General features: G+C 44.2%; 18 protein-coding genes. 13 read left to right on the forward strand and 5 right to left on the reverse strand.

Translation table 11 applies throughout. From position 1 onward, the window contains the following. Window positions 1–134: 134 nt before the first annotated feature. From tpiA to smpB, 8 genes are all read left to right on the forward strand, one after another. Window positions 135–890, forward strand: a complete 756-nt coding sequence (gene tpiA / locus JUE95_RS05020; protein ID WP_203649663.1) for a triose-phosphate isomerase — start codon at window positions 135–137, stop codon at window positions 888–890. Between the two features lie 96 nt (window positions 891–986). Beyond that, entirely contained in the window at window positions 987–2,306 is a 1,320-nt protein-coding gene (gene eno / locus JUE95_RS05025; RefSeq protein ID WP_203649664.1) for a phosphopyruvate hydratase, read from the forward strand. Window positions 2,307–2,453: 147 nt separating this feature from the next. Further along, window positions 2,454–3,974 (forward strand): hypothetical protein, encoded by a 1,521-nt coding sequence (locus JUE95_RS05030; protein ID WP_203649665.1) that lies wholly within the window; start codon window positions 2,454–2,456, stop codon window positions 3,972–3,974. A 105-nt stretch (window positions 3,975–4,079) separates the two neighbouring features. Beyond that, window positions 4,080–5,618, forward strand: a complete 1,539-nt coding sequence (locus JUE95_RS05035; RefSeq protein ID WP_203649666.1) for a ClC family H(+)/Cl(-) exchange transporter — start codon at window positions 4,080–4,082, stop codon at window positions 5,616–5,618. 117 nt (window positions 5,619–5,735) lie between these two features. Next, window positions 5,736–5,972, forward strand: coding sequence for a preprotein translocase subunit SecG (gene secG, locus JUE95_RS05040; protein ID WP_089088157.1), 237 nt, complete (start codon window positions 5,736–5,738; stop codon window positions 5,970–5,972). 69 nt (window positions 5,973–6,041) lie between these two features. Beyond that, window positions 6,042–6,791, forward strand: a complete 750-nt coding sequence (locus JUE95_RS05045) for an alpha/beta hydrolase (protein WP_203649667.1) — start codon at window positions 6,042–6,044, stop codon at window positions 6,789–6,791. A gap of 41 nt (window positions 6,792–6,832) precedes the next feature. Next, window positions 6,833–9,220 (forward strand): ribonuclease R, encoded by a 2,388-nt coding sequence (gene rnr, locus JUE95_RS05050; protein ID WP_203649668.1) that lies wholly within the window; start codon window positions 6,833–6,835, stop codon window positions 9,218–9,220. A gap of 24 nt (window positions 9,221–9,244) precedes the next feature. After that, window positions 9,245–9,715, forward strand: coding sequence for an SsrA-binding protein SmpB (smpB, locus tag JUE95_RS05055; RefSeq protein ID WP_203649669.1), 471 nt, complete (start codon window positions 9,245–9,247; stop codon window positions 9,713–9,715). Between the two features lie 217 nt (window positions 9,716–9,932). On the opposite strand, the gene JUE95_RS05060 is transcribed toward smpB, so the two are convergent. The 3 genes from JUE95_RS05060 to JUE95_RS05070 all read right to left on the reverse strand — a co-directional run bounded on the left by JUE95_RS05060 (window position 9,933) and on the right by JUE95_RS05070 (window position 12,624). Then, window positions 9,933–10,475 (reverse strand): phosphoribosyltransferase family protein, encoded by a 543-nt coding sequence (locus JUE95_RS05060; protein WP_203649670.1) that lies wholly within the window; start codon window positions 10,473–10,475, stop codon window positions 9,933–9,935. A 3-nt stretch (window positions 10,476–10,478) separates the two neighbouring features. Continuing rightward, window positions 10,479–11,555, reverse strand: a complete 1,077-nt coding sequence (locus JUE95_RS05065; RefSeq protein WP_203649671.1) for an NCS2 family permease — start codon at window positions 11,553–11,555, stop codon at window positions 10,479–10,481. Between the two features lie 493 nt (window positions 11,556–12,048). Further along, on the reverse strand, window positions 12,049–12,624 hold the full coding sequence (locus tag JUE95_RS05070; protein WP_203649673.1) for an LURP-one-related/scramblase family protein: 576 nt from the start codon (window positions 12,622–12,624) through the stop codon (window positions 12,049–12,051). 252 nt (window positions 12,625–12,876) lie between these two features. On the opposite strand from JUE95_RS05070, the gene JUE95_RS05075 reads away from it, so the two are divergent. From JUE95_RS05075 to JUE95_RS05090, 4 genes are all read left to right on the forward strand, one after another. Beyond that, window positions 12,877–13,602 carry a uracil-DNA glycosylase gene (locus tag JUE95_RS05075; RefSeq protein ID WP_203649675.1) on the forward strand — a complete coding sequence of 242 codons (726 nt, stop codon included), beginning with the start codon at window positions 12,877–12,879 and terminating at the stop codon, window positions 13,600–13,602. Between the two features lie 34 nt (window positions 13,603–13,636). Continuing rightward, entirely contained in the window at window positions 13,637–14,611 is a 975-nt protein-coding gene (pta, locus tag JUE95_RS05080; RefSeq protein WP_203649676.1) for a phosphate acetyltransferase, read from the forward strand. A gap of 79 nt (window positions 14,612–14,690) precedes the next feature. Next, on the forward strand, window positions 14,691–15,161 hold the full coding sequence (tsaE, locus tag JUE95_RS05085; RefSeq protein ID WP_203649678.1) for a tRNA (adenosine(37)-N6)-threonylcarbamoyltransferase complex ATPase subunit type 1 TsaE: 471 nt from the start codon (window positions 14,691–14,693) through the stop codon (window positions 15,159–15,161). Between the two features lies 1 nt (window position 15,162). Continuing rightward, window positions 15,163–15,666 (forward strand): GNAT family N-acetyltransferase, encoded by a 504-nt coding sequence (locus JUE95_RS05090; protein ID WP_203649680.1) that lies wholly within the window; start codon window positions 15,163–15,165, stop codon window positions 15,664–15,666. A 64-nt stretch (window positions 15,667–15,730) separates the two neighbouring features. Here the strand turns inward: JUE95_RS05090 and JUE95_RS05095 are convergent, their stop codons facing one another. Continuing rightward, on the reverse strand, window positions 15,731–16,264 hold the full coding sequence (locus JUE95_RS05095; protein WP_235995204.1) for a 3'-5' exonuclease: 534 nt from the start codon (window positions 16,262–16,264) through the stop codon (window positions 15,731–15,733). A 28-nt stretch (window positions 16,265–16,292) separates the two neighbouring features. Next, window positions 16,293–17,057, reverse strand: a complete 765-nt coding sequence (locus JUE95_RS05100) for an exodeoxyribonuclease III (protein ID WP_203649681.1) — start codon at window positions 17,055–17,057, stop codon at window positions 16,293–16,295. Between the two features lie 190 nt (window positions 17,058–17,247). Between JUE95_RS05100 and murB the strand changes: the two genes are divergently transcribed. Beyond that, window positions 17,248–18,156, forward strand: a complete 909-nt coding sequence (gene murB, locus JUE95_RS05105; protein ID WP_203649683.1) for a UDP-N-acetylmuramate dehydrogenase — start codon at window positions 17,248–17,250, stop codon at window positions 18,154–18,156. Window positions 18,157–18,173: the final 17 nt, after the last annotated feature.

Genomic DNA, 18,173 nt, shown 5'->3' on the forward strand with positions numbered 1-18,173 from the left:
ATTCCTGGCTTCTTTGCGCATTTTCAGTGATTCTGACCGTTTTCTTAAATTGATAGTGAGCTTCACTAGCTAAAACTTTTTCATTCCGATAGAATGGTGTTGTTATAAATGACTGAACAAAAGGAGCGTTTACTGTGCGGATACCACTTATTGCGGGTAATTGGAAGATGAATAAGTCTGTCGATGAGGCCCGTTCGTTTATGCAAATTGTTTCAGATCAGCTGCCTGAACCTGATCAAGTGGAGACGGCAATTGCAGCGCCTGCTATTTTGTTAGAAACAATGATTGAAGCTAATGGTGCAGATCGATTAAGAATTGGTGCTGAGAATTGTTACTATGAGGATGCAGGTGCGTTTACCGGCGAGACATCACCGCAGGCGCTTGCCGAAATGGGCATTCCATACGTAATCGTTGGTCATTCTGAACGACGAAGTTATTTTAACGAAACGGATGACATTATTAACCGTAAAGTGCATGCGGTCTATCGTAATCATATGACGCCGATTCTGTGCTGCGATGAAACGATGGGTCGACTGGAAGCCGGCGAAAAGATTCACTGGGTAGTCAGCCAAGTCACCGGTGCTTTAAAAGACATCAGTGAAGACTTAGCTCGTCAGCTGGTGATTGCCTATGAACCAAGCTGGGCAATCGGCAGCGGTAAGTCGGCTTCAGCTGATCAGGCCGAAGAGGGCTGTTACCTGATTCGGCAGACTATTGCTGATATTTATGGTGATGATGTTGCCAATGAAATGCGTGTTTTGTACGGTGGCAGTGTCAACCCGGAAAACATTTCTCAGATTATGGCTAAGCAAAATATCGACGGTGTTTTAGCCGGTGGCGCTAGTCTTGATCCGGAAACCTTTCTGCAATTGGTACACTACCAAAAATAAACTCAAATAGTAATTGCAAGTTCAAAGGTAAACTAATAAAATAGACTGCGGGGAACTGTTTCCCGCTAGGTTAAACTTTCATAAGGAGAGAATACAATGTCAATTATTTCTGATATTTACGCACGCGAAGTCTTAGACTCACGTGGCAACCCAACTGTTGAAGTTGAAGTTTACACAGAAGCCGGTGCAGTTGGCCGTGGAATCGTACCTTCAGGTGCTTCTACTGGTGAACACGAAGCTGTTGAATTACGTGATGGCGACAAGAATCGTTTCGGTGGCAAGGGTGTTACTAAAGCCGTTGACAACGTTAACAACATCATTGCTAAGGAAATTGTTGGCTACGATGTAACTGACCAAGTTTCTATTGATAAAGCTATGATCAAGTTAGACGGTACACCTAACAAGGGCAAGCTGGGTGCAAATGCCATTTTAGGTGTTTCATTAGCTGCCGCACGTGCTGCTGCTGACGAACTTGAAGTTCCGCTATACAACTACTTAGGCGGTTTCAATGCTCACGTACTTCCTACTCCAATGATGAACGTTATCAATGGTGGGAAGCATGCCAACAACAAGGTTGACTTCCAAGAATTCATGATCATGCCTGTTGGTGCTCCAAGTATCAAGGAAGCTATCCGGATGGGTTCAGAAACATTCCATGCCTTGAAAGCTATCTTAAACGACCGCGGTTACTCTACTGCCGTTGGTGACGAAGGTGGATTTGCACCTGACTTGAAGAACAACGAGGAACCATTCGAAATCTTAGTTGAAGCCATCAAGAAGGCTGGTTACAAGCCTGGCAAGGACGTCGCAATTGCCTTTGACTGTGCCGCATCAGAATTCTACAACACTGAAACTAAGACTTACGACCTTAAGGGTGACGGCAAGTCATACACTGCTGATGAATTTGTCAGCTTACTTGAAAGCATCGTTGACAAGTACCCAGTTATCTCAATTGAAGACCCATTAGACGAAAACGAATGGGAAGACTGGCAGATGGCAACTTCTCGCTTAGGCAAGAAGGTTCAAATCGTTGGTGATGACTTATTCGTTACGAACACTGACTACCTTGCAAAGGGTATCAAGATGGACGTTGCTAATGCCATCTTAATCAAGCTTAACCAAATTGGTACTTTGACTGAAACTGTTGAAGCCGTTGAAATGGCTAAACAAGCAGGTTACACTGCTATCATTTCACACCGTTCAGGTGAAACTGAAGATACCACCATTGCTGACTTAGTTGTCGCATTGAACGCTGGTCAAATTAAGACCGGTTCAATGAGCCGTGGCGAACGTATCGCTAAGTACAACCAATTGATGCGTATCGAAGATCAACTTGGCGAAGTTTCAGAATACAAGGGTGTTCACTCATTCTACAACTTAAGCGAACAAGCTCGCGAAGCTATCCAAAACAAGTAATAATAAAGAGCTGTTAGGTTTAACAGCTTAATATTGAAGGTTTCAAATGATGCTGGTCATCGTTTGGAACCTTTTTTTATTTTGTCAATTTTTGTCGGTCATTCTTGCGTAGTTAATTGCATAACAAGAAGGGAGCAAGATTGGCAAATGAAATTTAATCGACTATTGTTAGGATTAGCTGTCGCAGCGGGAGCAGGACTGCCCGGTATTAAGGCGCAAGCGGCAGAGGGGGCTTTTACACCTTACGAATTGACGTATAAGGTGACTAGGAGTGTCCAAAATGCTGATTCAATAACTTGGATCAATCTACCAGATCAGACTAAAACCATCTCGGTAAAAGCGCCAATACCTGATGTGACGGGATTTAATAGCAACGGAGACATGATTTATAATTTGGGTACCGAATTTCCAGATTATCTCGATTGGAATAAGCAAGTTTTATCTCCTGTGCTGATTCCGAAAGATAAGAAGCATGTGTATTATGAGATCAGATTACAGGCAAAATATAACAAGCCCAAACTACATTACGTTCTCGAAAACCCTGATACTACTCGCAGTTCGAAGCATTTTACGGAATATCATTTTCTTTACGGTACTGTTGACGGGACGTTTCAGCCACGTTTATCAAATGAGTTAAAATCTGACTATGATTTAGTGGATAGTGAAGAAACAAAAATTACTAATAGTACTGAACCAATTGAAACAGTTATTCACCGAAAATCAGTGACATTTCAGGCAACGTATGTTGATCGTAATGGCGAAATAGTGAATGCTCATGATTTACCATCAGAGTTTACCGTTCCCTTTGATCAAGTTAAGGAAAAGTTGACAGGTCTCTCAAAACAACTGAACGATCAAGATTATCAGGTTGACTCACCAGAGGTTACTTACGATGAAGACGGTAACGGTAAGGTTCAATTTTCAGTTGAAAAGAATGCTGAAAATAAACCGAAACCAGATCCTGAACCTGAAACGAAGCCAGAGGGAGAAACAAAACCGGATCCGAAGCCAGAGACAAAACCGGAAGAGGAGACTAAACCAGAACCGGGTACCAAGCCTGATACTAAGCCTGAGGTCAAGCCAGATACTAAACCTGAGGTCAAGCCTGATACGAAGCCGAATACTAAACCTGAGGTCAAGCCTGATACGAAGCCGGATACTAAACCTGAGGTCAAACCTGATACGAAGCCGGATACTAAACCTGAGGTCAAACCTGATACGAAGCCGGATACTAAACCTGAGGTCAAGCCTGATACGAAGCCTGATACGAAGCCTGAGGTCAAACCTGATACGAACCCCGATACGAAGCCTGATACTAAACCAGAAACTAAACCAGAAACTAAACCCGAGCCAGCACCAAAGCCTGATCCTGTACCAGAAATTATCCCAAAGCCGATTTATATCGAAAACAACCCTTCTGTGTCCCAGTCACCAGCATTCAAGGAATTGTTAGATCGATTTATGAAGTTAATGGATCGTTATACTAACTTATTGGAAAAGCAGAATAATCTACACCCCAAAAAGGCTCAGCATAAAAAAGTTAAGACTAAGCAGCATAAAAAAAAGGTTCATAAGACACATAAAAAGCACAAGAAAAGTGCCAAATCAAAGAAGCATCAGCATCACAGCTCTAAAAAGCATACGAGAAAAATCATTCACAAACGTTAAAACATGCTGCTTAGATAAAATAACGGTAAGCACCTGATTTAACATCAGGTGCTTGCATACATATGATAGAATGATATCCGAACGAAAAACGTGAGGAGCATATTAATGAACGATACGAAGCCTAAAAAAATTGATTTTTCGCGAATCAATGCGGTAGCACAAGGAATTTTAATTGGCTTGATTGCTGGAGTGATCGTGAGTGTCTTCCGCTTGTTGATCAGTCATGGATTACAGCTAGTGCAGTGGTTCTTTCGGCAAGCAAATCATAATCCTTGGTTACTAGTGATTTGGGTGGCAGTCAGTATTTTACTGACGTTGCTTATTGGTCACTGGATCAAGGAGACGCCCGAAATTAAGGGGTCTGGTATTCCCCAAGTTGAAGGTCAATTAATGGGAGAAGTTGAGTACAAGTGGTGGCCAGTACTGTGGAAAAAGTTCGCGGGTGGCGTCTTGGCTATCGGCAGTGGCCTGTTTCTTGGTCGTGAAGGGCCTTCAATTCAGTTAGGTGCAACTGTCGGACAGGGATTTGCTGCCAGTCGAAAAATATCGGGGAATAAGCGGCGGATTTTAATTGCCAGTGGTGCTTCTGCGGGCCTTTCCGCAGCGTTTAATGCCCCTATTGCCAGCTCATTATTTATTTTGGAGGAAGTTTATCATAACTTCTCGACGATGGTCTGGATTACGGCTCTGGCCAGCGCGATTGCTGCTGATTTTGTCTCCACGTTCTTTTTTGGTTTAACCCCCGTTTTACATATTGATTATGTGCATGTTTTGCCATTAGGACAGTATGGCTGGCTGATTTTGCTGGGCTTATTACTGGGACTTTTTGGCCGGCTATACCAAATCGTTGTCTTGCGAGTCGGTTCTTGGTACCATAAATTTAAATTGCTGCCAGATGAATATAATAGTTTGATTGCTTTTATTTTGTTGATACCAGTTGGCTTATTTCTCCCCCAAATTTTGGGTGGCGGTAATCAGCTGATTATTTCTATTGGTGGTCAGGCACCGGGAATAATGGTTCTCTTAATCGTTTTTGCGGTTCGCTTTATTTATTCAATGATGGCCTATGGAACAGGGTTACCCGGCGGAATCTTTTTACCAATTTTGACATTGGGTGCTGTATTAGGCGCGTTGTTTGGACAACTTTTGGTGGCCTTTCATTTGGCAAGTACCAGTCTCGTTCCAATTTTCACCATAACTGCAATGGCTGGGTATTTTGCGGGAATCAGCAAGGCCCCGTTTACTTCTATTTTACTGATTACCGAAATGGTGGGAACGTTACATCATCTTATGCCATTAGCGGTTGTTTCGTTAATTGCGTATCTGACAGTAGATGTTTTAGGTGGGACGCCTGTATACGCTGCAATGCTTGAAAAATCGTTGAAGAAGGCGCATCATGGGCAATCAGTGCCAGTAACACAGTTGGAATTTCCAGTGTTTGAGAACGCCATTATGGATGGTAAACAGATTCGTGACGTCAATTGGCCCGATGGCACGTTATTGGTTGAAATTAAACGCGGCGAAAGGGTCATAGTGCCGCACGGGGATACTGTGATTCGCTTAGGTGATACGCTGCTACTAAACGTGCCGCAAAAAAAGCTGTCGCATATTCGCCAAAAAATGAAACGATTAACCGGTGAATAACTGATGCAGACATTACTAACGACTACAATTTGAGCCATAGGGTAGTAATCTATCTATTTTTATGATAAATTGTATAGAGGTATTGTCGGAGGAAAAGTAGCAATAGGAGGCAATTTCTTGTACAATTTACTGTTAACATTATTGATGATCGATAGTGTACTTATTATAATTGCTGTGTTAATGCAGCCCGCTAAGCAGGATGATGCAATGTCTGCCCTAAGTGGCGGCGGTACAGATTTATTTTCCCATCAGAAAGCTCGGGGCTTTGAAGCATTCATGCAAAAAGCAACTGTAGTTTTGGGAGTTATTTTCTTTGCGCTGGCGTTAGCATTAGCCTATCTATCTTCACACTAGCAATAGATCCTCCTGTGATGACCACAGGAGGATTTTTGACTTTTACCACCACTGACCGGAGGTGAATAAATGATGATTCAGTTACCCAAGCCCTTCTTTTTTGAAGGTGGCCCGCAGGCGGTTATTCTTTTACACGCCTACGCTAGTAATTCAAATGATGTGCGAATGCTGGGGCGCTACCTTCAAAGACAGGGGTATACGATACTTGGACCGATGTTTACCGGTCATGGTACGGGCGAACCTGCAGACATATTGACTAAGGGTTCCCCAGAGGCTTGGTGGGAAGATACACAGCGAGCGATACAATTTCTGAGGGATAAGCAGTATCAGCAAATTGGCATTTTTGGCCTGTCATTGGGTGGTATTTTCGCTATGCGGGCGTTAGAAAAAGATCCCAGTTTACTGGGTGGCGGATCATTTAGTTCGCCGATCTTCACGTCACGGGAAAATAATTTGACCCCAGAATTTATTCAGCTGGCCAAGGCAACTTATAAATACATGAAGGTTGATGGGGAAGAGGAACAGCAGCTTTTAGACTGGCTGGCTGCTCACTTACCAGCACAGTTGGCGCAAATCAATCAATTCGCGGGGGTTGTGGCTAACGACCTTGATCGAGTTCGGCAGGCGACCTTTATTGCCCAGGGCGGACAAGATGAGCTGATTGACGCGCGCAAAGTGTACGCCTTAAAAGATGCATTAACCAATAGTCAGGTCAGCTTTCATTTTTATCAGGATGCAGGTCACGTGATCACGGTCAATCAGGCGCATCATCAACTAGAACAAGACTTAGCAGTATACTTAAAACAGATTTTTAACTAAATACAGCAAATCAAAAATTTAAAATTAATGAGGAATAGATCGTGGAAGATAATAATTTAAAGCAACAAATTACGGATTTACTTCGCGCAAATCCAACTAAACGATTTCGGGTGGAAGATGTTTCCAATGCCCTTGGCTATCATGGATCAGCCGCTTTTAAACTGATCGTTCAAGAGTTTGCCCGGTTAGAGCGTGAACAAATCGCCGTTGTCACTAACGAAGGCGAGTTTCAATTAAACGAAAAAGAACGGACCCTTAACGGGGTTTTTCACGCTAATGACAAGGGCTTTGGGTTCGTTGCTTACGATGACGAATTACCGGATGCTTACATTGCACCGGACAACACCATGCTGGCGTTAAACGGCGATGAAGTGGACATGGAAATTGTCCGTGCTGCTGATCCTCATTCTGATCGTGGACCAGAGGGTAAGGTGACCGGGATTGACGTGCACCATTACACTCACGTAGTTGGGGCCTTCATGCAAACTGACGATGATATGGGTTACTATGGTCAGGTTCGTCTGACCGATAAGAAGTTGTCCCGTTATAAGTTTTACGTCGTGGACACTGGTTTAAAGCCAACTCCTGGCGAAGTCGTCACTGCTGAAATTACCGAATACCCTAACGCTGATCACCCATTAGCAATGGTTGGTATCGCTAAGAAAGTCATTGGTAGTGTGGATGATCCCGGTATTGATATCCTGCAGATCGTGTACGCACATGATATTCCGGCTGAATTCCCTGAAGATGTTTTGCAAGAAGCTGATGCCATTCCGGATCACGTTACCGAAGCCGAAATTGCCGGTCGTGAAGACATTACCGATCAGGACTTAGTGACGATCGATGGTGAATCATCAAAGGACTTAGATGACGCTGTTACTGTCTGGAAGATGGATAATGGTAACTATCATCTGGGTGTGCATATTGCCGATGTTTCCCACTACGTTAAGGAAGGTTCTTTGCTGGACCAGGAAGCTTACAAACGTGGGACCAGTGTCTACTTGACTGACCGGGTAATTCCAATGCTGCCTCGTCGTCTATCAAACGGGATCTGTTCTCTTAATGAGGGCGTTTTGCGGTTATGTATGAGCTGTGAAATGGAAATTGATCCTGAAGGTAACGTGGTTAATCACCGGATTCATCCTAGCGTGATGAAGTCAACGGCTCGAATGACTTATACCGATGTTAATAAGATTTTGGAATCCCATGACGATGCTACCCGTGAACGTTATGCTCGCTTAGTGCCAATGTTTGAAGACATGGGTGAACTGCATAAAATTTTGTACAAGCAACGCAAGCGCCGCGGTGCCATTGATTTCGATGATCACGAAGCAGAAATCATCGTGGACGAGACTGGCCACGCAATCGACATTAAGCTTCGAGTTCGTGGTTTGGCCGAAAAGATGATTGAATCATTTATGCTGGCTGCCAACGAAACCGTTGCAGAACACTATAATAAAGCTAAAGCACCGTTCATTTACCGGGTCCATGAAACCCCAGATGGCGAACGGGTAAAGAGTTTCTTCGAATTTTTGACGGCCTTTGGCATCAACGTTAAGGGTGATCCAGATCACTTACGGCCAAAGATGCTCCAGAACGTCTTGAAATCCGTTGCGGGTAAACCGGAAGAAGCCGTTGTTTCTGTCATGATGTTGAGAAGCCTTAAACAGGCGCGGTATACCGATCAGTCACTTGGTCATTTTGGTCTGGCTGCGAAGTACTATACCCACTTTACGTCACCAATTCGTCGTTACCCAGATACCATGGTTCACCGTTTAATTCACTTCTATGAGGAGAATGGCGTAAACGATAATAGTAAGGAACGCTATGCCGATTTACTGGAAGAAATTGGGACTCATTCATCAGAAATGGAACGTCGTGCGGTTGATGCAGAACGGGATACTGATTCGATGAAGAAGGCCGAATACATGGCCGATCATCTTGGCGAAGAATTCGACGCAACCGTCAGTTCCGTCATGAAATTTGGGATGTTTATTGAATTACCTAACACGGTTGAAGGCTTAATTCACATTAGCCGATTAACCGATGACTACTACGAATACGTTGAAAAGTATTTGGCATTAGTTGGGCGTAAGACCCACCGGACATACCGGATCGGACAAGCAGTCAGAGTTAAGGTTGTTAACGTTGATAAGGAACAAAGTCAAATCGACTTTGCGTTGGTTGACCCTTCAGCTGCACCAACCTCTGATTTATTGCCAAAGCGGGAACACCATTCAAATAACTATGGTGGTAACCGTCGAAACGGCCGGCCAAATGACCATCATCGTTCTCAAAATGGTGGTAATGGCAACCGTAATCGTAATAATCAAGGCGGTAATCGGAATGGCGGACGAAATAATAACGTCCATCATACACGAAGCCAGACACAATCTGGTAACCGTCAGAACCACAAACCCAGTCGTTAATATTTAAAAGTGAGGTGAGGACTGTTGGCAAAGAAAAAAACACCAACTGACAAAAATGTCATGGCGCAAAATAAAAAAGCTCGGCATGATTATGCGATCCTCAATACCTATGAAGCTGGTCTTGTCTTAACTGGGACCGAAATTAAATCAATTCGAGCTAAACGCGTTAATTTGACTGATGGTTTTGCTCAGATTCGTAATGGGGAAGCTTGGCTGATGAATATTCATATCAGCGAGTATACCCAGGGAAACCGGTTTAACCATGATCCGCTGCGTAACCGTAAGTTGCTTCTGCACAAGAAAGAAATCAATAAGTTGCAAGGTGAGACGCAGGATAAGGGGATTACCATTGTTCCCTTACGGATCTACATTAAAAACGGCGTGGCCAAAGTTTTGCTTGGTGTTGCTAAAGGGAAACACGAGTACGATAAACGTGAAACCATTAAGCGACGGGAACAAAGCCGTCAAATTGCCCGAGTGATGAAACATTATTAGGACAATCAGAGTCTGACCGTACTCAGTTGAAGTCACAAATAAGAGGATTGGGAAAACTAGCCTCTTAATAAAAGCAGGAGTGAAGTTCTTGGATTTTCAAGAATTTCACTCCTGCTTTTATTTACGGTACCCGTTATTCTATTACCTGAAGTTGAGTTTCTTCCCAGCCCCAATCGTGCTTAGGTTTTGGGTGTTAAACGTTTTTTCCCACTTTTGCTTAAAATAGCGGTAATTTTCCTAAATAATGAATATCATCCCGTGCAGCAGCATCGCCCTCTGCTAATATTGCTAATTGCGAAACGACAGTACCACCGGCCTTTTCAACTAACGCTTTAGCAGTAAAGACGGAACCACCGGTACTAATAACATCGTCGACGATGACGACCCGTTTGCCTTTAATTAGTTCAGCGTCAGCACCATCAAGCACTAGTTCTTGATCAGCGTTGGTGGTAATGGCGTTAACTGGTTCACTGATGGGGTGTTGCATATAGTCTTTGACTGATTTCCGTAAGACGATATAGCGGTCGTGATTCGTCAGCCAACTTAATGCTTGAGTTAACGGAATCCCTTTGCTTTCCATGGTAATCAGATAGTCAAATGGCACATCCGCTATCAATTTCGACAGTTTTTTAGCTGCATAGTGGGTCATTTCAGCGTCCCCTAATAGCACAAATGAGGCAATAGTGACGTCTGGGCTGATTTTGATTAATGGCAGATTTCGAGTCAATGGTCCTAGTTTTAACTGATAGGTTTTAGTCATTTTTTACACTCCTAAGCCAATCAATGGCAAAACAAATTTCAACACACCGCCAGTCAATAATCCAGCAAACGGATCAAAGACGGCTGTGACAACAAGTGTGACCGCTGGAATCAAGTTATTGGTGCCACTCAGGGCAGATGTAGCATTCTCTGGGAACGTGATAACTGCACCTAAAATGAATAGAAAACCGGCAATCGAAGCACTTGGCACATATTTTCCAATTTTAGGCAACCAGCCCGCAAAGAGAATCACGGCCATGATCAGCATCATCAAGACACCCGCAATGACAGGTTCCGGGGCACTAGCCGTTGCGGAAATAATCGTTTCAACGGGCGCACCACCGAGTAGACTAGTGCCCATGTCAGCTAAGGCTTGCGTACTAGTTAGCAAATTCAAGTTAACCGGATTGGGCTTTAAGCCCGTCATTTGTCCCGTAATCAGGCCATAAGAGATATTGGCCCCAATGTTCAGGCAGGCTAGGCTAAGTGCGCCACGGAGAACCCGCCAGCTAAAGGTGGGTTTTAAAAAGTGAAATTTACGGGCGGTGACGTAGTCCGGTAATGCTGCACGATAGTGTTCAACTAAGGTGGCGTAACAACTTGATAAAATAACTGACAATACGATCGTCCATACCAGATCTTTGGTAATCAAATAAATGAGCGTTGCAACTGCAATGGATATCCAGCCGGTCCGCTTTTCGGTTTTAGTCATTTGGATGGCAATTTTTGCCAGCATAATACCGACGCCAGCCATCATCGCGGCCATGATGTGATTACCCAAGAAAGACACGATGCGCGTCAGAGATCCGGTCACCCCGATGACAATCATAATCAGTGAGCCACCAAAAATAATTGAAGTCCGTTCCCGAATATTTTTACCTAAATTTCCCGTTAGTGCGAGGGATTCAGCCTGAAATGAAATCGGGGCTACGGAGCCAAACAGTCCGTTAACGCCAGATGCAAAAACAAATGAAAACGTGGTCGGAAAAACGGCAAATCCCAGTGACATTGCCATGATACCTTGCGGAATTCCGTTTAATACCACACCTATTGCTGCCAATAAATCTGCGAGCCAGTGCATAATGAGCCTCCCCAATAGTCGTATTGTTCTCTTATCAGCAATAGTGTAACGCAATTTAACGTGAAATTTAAGAGAAAAACAAGATTTTTATTAACTATTATGCTGATTACTAATGATATAGTTCGTTTTTTGACTTACTCCCCGTTTTCAGACCTTAAAAAAGATCTACGGTTAACTCTGAAATGAAGGTTAGCCATAGATCTTTAGTGTGATTAACTGAAGGTTAAAAGTTGCAGATTATTGATAAAGTTTTGATATAGCTGTAGGCTGTTCGTGATGAACCTGCTGTGGAAGTGGTGTTAACTGGTGCCTTTCCGTTTTACACCACCGACGTTTTGAGAGACGCGATTTTCGGCTTGGATCGGTCGCCATAGCAGGTTCATCCCGGACGGCTGGAAATGAAAAGTGTAGTCATTTTATTGATATCAACGTTGCAGTACCAGAGACTATCCATCATTCTTAACTTTCTTTAGGTGATTAATATTAGTCGTCATCAGTGCATCATTCGGTGCCAAACCTGTTGATTGGCGTAGTGCCAAGCACGACTGCCACGTAAACCAAGTTGCCGTTTTAGTGATGCGTGCCAGGCCTGTGCAGGGTTCTTCAATTGACTATGGCCGCTAGCCCAATGGTCTAACGTTGCCGCAATACAGATACAGATGGGTTCCAAGTTCTGAGAAATGATCTGCATTTCCCGGAGATCGCCATCGCTACGAGAGTTCATAATGGTTGTTGTCCCATGGTAAATTTTATAGTTGCCAGTGACAAAGTTGCCGACGATGATCCAATGTAAGTTGCTAATATAGATCATTTCGTTGAAGAAGCCCAGTCGCTTAGAGATGGCACCCACCTTTTCACCCTGATAATAAATATCAAAGCGGGGAAGCAAGCCTAATGAAGTTTGGCGAAGCTCAGCCAGTAGGTCACCGCTTATTTGGTAAAGCGAAAGTGCGTCTTGATGACGGCCCCATTTACCGACTAGGAGGTAAATGGAACGTCGATCGGCGTCACGGACAACACTGGCCCCCTTAGCAGCCAAACTGTCCTGTCGAATATACAGTGCGCGCATGGAAGCCCTCCATTCATTTTTGACGAAAATTTTAATTGATTGCTGCGTTATTTAATACTCATTTTAACATGGATAACGGTTAAATAGCGCTTAATCAGCCGTCATTTTGAAACCTTTTACAGCTCGTGAACTGACCCGCTTCAATTCCTACCATCATAACTGCAGGTCACGGGGCCCGTTCCAGTGACTTTTCGTTGTTATTACTAATAATTCGTGAAAATCTATGATAGAATGAACCTTGAGGTGTTGGGAATGAAACCGTTTATTCATAATGATTGGTGGCCGGTTTTGGAGCCGGAGTTTAAGAAAGCATACTACCAAAACTTACGCGCTTTTCTTGTTCATGAGTATCAGACACAAAATATCCATCCTGATATGTTCCATATCTTTGAAGCGTTTCAGTGGACGCCATTTTCAAAGGTTAAGGTCGTTATTTTAGGGCAGGATCCTTATCATGAGCCGCATCAAGCTCATGGCTTAAGCTTTTCGGTCTTGCCAGGAGTTCAAATTCCGCCAAGCCTAAGAAATATTTATAAGGAGCTGGAGTCTGATTTAGGTGTTAAGCCGGTTAATCATGGTTACCTTGAAAAGTGGGCAAAGCAGGGTGTGCTGTTGCTGAACTCAGTTCTGACTGTCCGTAACGGTCAAGCTTTTTCTCACAAGGGAAAGGGCTGGGAACAGTTAACGGATGCTGCTATTCATAAGTTATCAGAGAGACCTACCCCCGTAGTTTTCATCTTATGGGGCAGGGCGGCTCAAAGTAAGATCAGTCTGATTGATACGAAGTCTAACATTGTGATTCAGTCAGCTCACCCGAGCCCGTTGTCTGCTAACCGGGGTTTCTTTGGTTCTAAACCGTTTTCCAAAACCAACATCGCACTGGAGTCACTTGGAGAAACACCCATTGACTGGCAGTTGCCTGAGCACGTTACTGCTGAGGAACCAACACCACAGCATGAGGCGTCAAAGGAGAATTGACTGGTCGGAATTTCAAAATCTGGAGGTCTGTATTGTGGAACTTTTCGAGAGTTTAAAACAAAAAATTAGTGGCTTAAATAAGACGATTGTCCTACCTGAAGGTGAAGACACTCGTATTATTGGCGCAGCCAGCCGATTGGCTTCGGAGAAATTGCTGCAGCCAGTTCTGCTGGGCGACATCGATAAGATCAAAGCAATTGCCAATGAAAAGGGAGTTGATTTGACCGGCGTTAAGCTGGCAGATCCTGCCAAAGCACCCGCTGATGAAAAAAAGAAGATGCTGGATGCTTTGGTCGAACGCCGTAAGGGCAAGAACACTCCAGAACAAGCCGCAAAGATGCTTGAAGATCCGAACTACTGGGGTACGATGATGGTTTACCTGGGCGAAGCTGATGGCATGGTTTCCGGTGCTATTCACCCAACTGGTGATACTATTCGTCCGGCATTGCAGATTATCAAGACTAAGCCAGGTGTTAAGCGAATTAGTGGTTACTTTGTCCTGCTGAAGGGTGAAGAACGCTTATTATTCGCTGACTGTGCTATCAATATTGATTTGGATGCTGCCGGAATGGCCGAGGTGGCTGTTGAAAGTGCCGAATCAGCTAAAAAGTTCGACATTGATCCAAAGGTTGCCATGCTCAGCTTCTCAACGAAGGGCTCAGCAAAGGGCGATCAAGTTACTAAGGTTCAAGAAGCAACTAAGCTAGCTCAAGAACAGGCACCAGATGTTCCAATTGATGGTGAACTCCAATTTGACGCAGCGGTTGTCCCAGAAGTTGCTGCCAGCAAAGCACCAGGCTCAAAAGTGGCGGGTCACGCCAACGTTTTCGTCTTCCCAGAACTTGAAGCCGGCAATATCAGTTACAAGATTGCCCAGCGGTTAGGCGGCTATGAAGCTATTGGTCCGCTGGTACAAGGCATGAACGCACCAGTATCTGACTTATCACGTGGTTGCAATGAAGAAGACGTTTATAAGGTTTCAATCGTCACAGCAGCTCAATCGATTTAAAATGAATTTGAGTGTTAACAAAATTTTGGAGCTGTTGGCAGCATCGTTGCCCCAGCTCCTTTTGATTTAAGGGGTTATTATGACAGTTAAAGTTAAAGTTTCGACACCAGAGGAAACGATGGCAATCGGCCAAAAGATTGCCCCGTTGCTGGCACCAAAGGATATTATTCTATTGGATGGTGACTTAGGTGCTGGTAAAACCACCTTTACGAAGGGGTTAGCAGCAGGATTAGGCATTCAACGTAACGTAAAGAGTCCCACCTTTACTATTATTCGGGAGTATCAGGACGGCCGCATTCCGCTGTATCACATGGATGTTTACCGTTTGGAAGATGGCAGCGGTGATGAATTAGGGCTAGATGAATATTTCAATGGCGACGGTGTCAGCGTTGTGGAATGGTCAAAGTTTGTTGCTGATGAACTCCCCAGTCATTATCTAAGAATTGCTTTTAAACGATTAGATGATGAGGGTGAAAATCAGCGTGAGTTGATTTTCGAATCCCACGGTCAGCGCTTTGAAGAGATGGTCAATCAAATACGGGTGCAGTGAGATGGCAAATGAGCCGGAATTAGTGATTCGTAAAGCGGTTGCGACAGATGCACCAGCCGTTTTAAACCTATTGAAGCGTCTGAAAACAGAATCAACGACTTTTGAAGATACCAGCGATGAAGTTGATCCTGCTGCTGAAGGCAAACAAATTCAATTGATCAGCAAGTCGAATCAGCAATTGCTGTTATTGGCAATTTTGGATGGCGAAGTGGTTGGCTTAGTTACGGCACTGCCAACGTCTGATGAGCAGGTTGGTGAAATTGGGGTTGCAGTACGTAAAGCATACTGGCGTGAAGGGATAGGCCGTGAACTGATGTTAAGCGGGCTTGATTGGGCTGCTTTAAGCAGTCGCTATGACGTCATTATGCTGACCGTTCAAAAACGGAATCAACGCGCAATAAAGCTCTATCAAGATATTGGCTTTCAAACGACACGTACCTTCCAAGTGATAACATCGGTAGGGGAAGTCGTTGAGGCTTACGAAATGCAGCTAGCGGTAAAATAACTAAATATAAATAAGCCTAATTTACCAGTCTTCGGTAAATTAGGCTTATTTATATTGTTGGGTATTAGGCCATTTTTATAAATGGTTTGATGGCTTCTTGACCAAAAGTTTTTGTTTCAGTAAGTAAAATATTGGCACAGGCTAAGCTGTCGTCCAAGGCGTTGTGATGGTGCTCCAGAGAGATTCCCAGCGCGTCTGCAACGGTATTAAGTTTATGATTTTCCAGCATTGGCAGAAACTGCCGGCTCGTCTTCACTGTATCCAGCGTTAAGTAGGCTGGCGATGTCATTCCGTAATGATTAAGGGTTTGCCGCAGTACACCATTATCAAATTGAGCGTTGTGAGCAATCACCAGCTGCTCTGGAGTAAATAAGGACTGAATATGCGGCCAAACGGTTGGGAAATCAGGTGCGTCGGCAACATCTGATTCATGAATACCATGAATCTGGACGTTACGCCAAAAAAAATCGGTGTCAGGTTTGATCAGTGTATAGAACTCATCAGCCACCTGATTATTACGAACAATCGTCAGTGCTAAAGAACAAGCAGAATAGCGTTTACCGTTAGCAGTTTCGAAGTCCATTGCAACAAAGTTCAAATCGGCCACTCCTTTCAAGTCATACAAATTATACGTGAAGGCCGGTGGTTGTCAAGGAAATTGGACAGTGATCGGAACCAAAGATTTTATCTTTAATATCCGCTGATTCTAGTTTGGGCTGCAGTGCATTACTGGTAACGAAGTAGTCGATTCGCCAACCGGCATTCCGGTCACGGGCGCTGAATCGGTAACTCCACCAGGAATAACGTTCCGTGACGTCAGGGTAGAAATAACGGAACGTATCGGTGTAGCCACGGGAGAGAAAACGGGTGAATGCTTCCCGTTCCTGATCAGTAAAGCCGGCGTTTTTGTGATTCGTTTTGGGATTCTTAATATCAATTTCTTCATGGGCAACATTTAGGTCACCACAAAGGATCACTGGTTTCTTGGCGTTTAATTGATCGATGTAATCTTGAAAGGCATCTTCCCAGCCCATTCGAAAATCGAGGCGTTTTAGGCCGGTTCCCGAATTGGGCGTATAGCAGGTGACTAAGTAAAAGTCGGTGTATTCCAAAGTAATGACCCGGCCTTCATGATCGAATTCATCGGTTCCAATGTCATAAGTGACATTGATTGGATCATGTTTTGTGAAGACTGCCGTACCTGAATAACCCTTCCGGTCAGCAGAGTTAAAGTACTGGTGATATCCTGGTAGATCCAAAGTCAGCTGATCCGGTTGCATTTTGGTTTCTTGAACGCAGAAAAAATCGGCATCTAAATCGTTAAAAGTGGTCATAAAATCATGTTTAACAGCGGCCCTTAGACCGTTGACGTTCCAACTGATAAATTTCAAGGCAGAAAACATCCCTTCTTGATAAAATAGGTCACTCCTAGTTTATCATTTTTCAGTGATTCAGGCTGTTAAGGTATTTTAATAATAAATGAAGTACTTGTATGGCTGACCTTTTGTTTGCGGGAGTTCGCATGGTATGATATTAATATATAATCTTACGAAATATTTGAGCAGTGAAAGGAACTTAATCATGACGGCAGACATCATCGCAGCTTTTCCCAGAGTAAAGCTGATGCAAAACGAACCACTATCAAACTATACGAATACTAAGACGGGCGGTAAGGCTGATTTTCTAGCTTTCCCAGCAGATTTAACTGAAGTTCAAGAATTGGTGATCTATGCTAATCAACAAAACTTACCTATTACTGTCATCGGTAACGCCAGTAATTTAATCGTAAAAGATGGCGGTATTCGTGGCTTGGTTATGATCTTAACGGGTATGGATCACGTTGAGACCAAAGATAATCAGATTGTGGCCGAAGCCGGTGCGTCGCTGATTGAAGTTACTAAGGTTGCTCAACGTCACAGCCTAACTGGACTGGAATTTGCGGCTGGAATTCCGGGCAGTGTCGGCGGGGCCATCTTTATGAACGCCGGGGCATACGGCGGCGAGATCAGCATGGTTGCCGATTCGGTAACTGTATTGACTCCCGATGCCAAGCTGAAGACAATTCAGCGCGATGATCTAGATTTTGGCTATCGTCATAGCCGGGTGCAGGATGAAGGCGACATTGTGATCACGGCGACCTTTAAATTACGGCCGGGTGCCCCGACTAAGATCCAGGCTAAAATGGATGATTTAAACGCGCGAAGAGCGTCTAAACAGCCGCTGGAATTGCCGTCATGCGGCAGCGTCTTTAAACGTCCCACGGGGTATTTTGCCGGCAAGTTGATTCATGACGCGGGCCTTCAGGGGTATCAGTCTGGCGGTGCACAAGTTTCCACCAAGCACGCCGGGTTTATTGTTAACGTGGATCACGCCACCGCGTCAGATTATTTGGCAGTGATCAAGCACGTTGAAGACACCGTTCTGACAAAGGCCGGTGTTCAGCTGGAAACCGAAGTGCGTATCATTGGTGAAGATCCCGCACAGAAGTAAGGAGGGGAGTTATCTAG

Origin of the sequence: Secundilactobacillus yichangensis (genome assembly GCF_016861565.1) — a bacterium.
In the GTDB taxonomy this organism is placed as follows: Bacteria; Bacillota; Bacilli; order Lactobacillales; family Lactobacillaceae; genus Secundilactobacillus; species Secundilactobacillus yichangensis.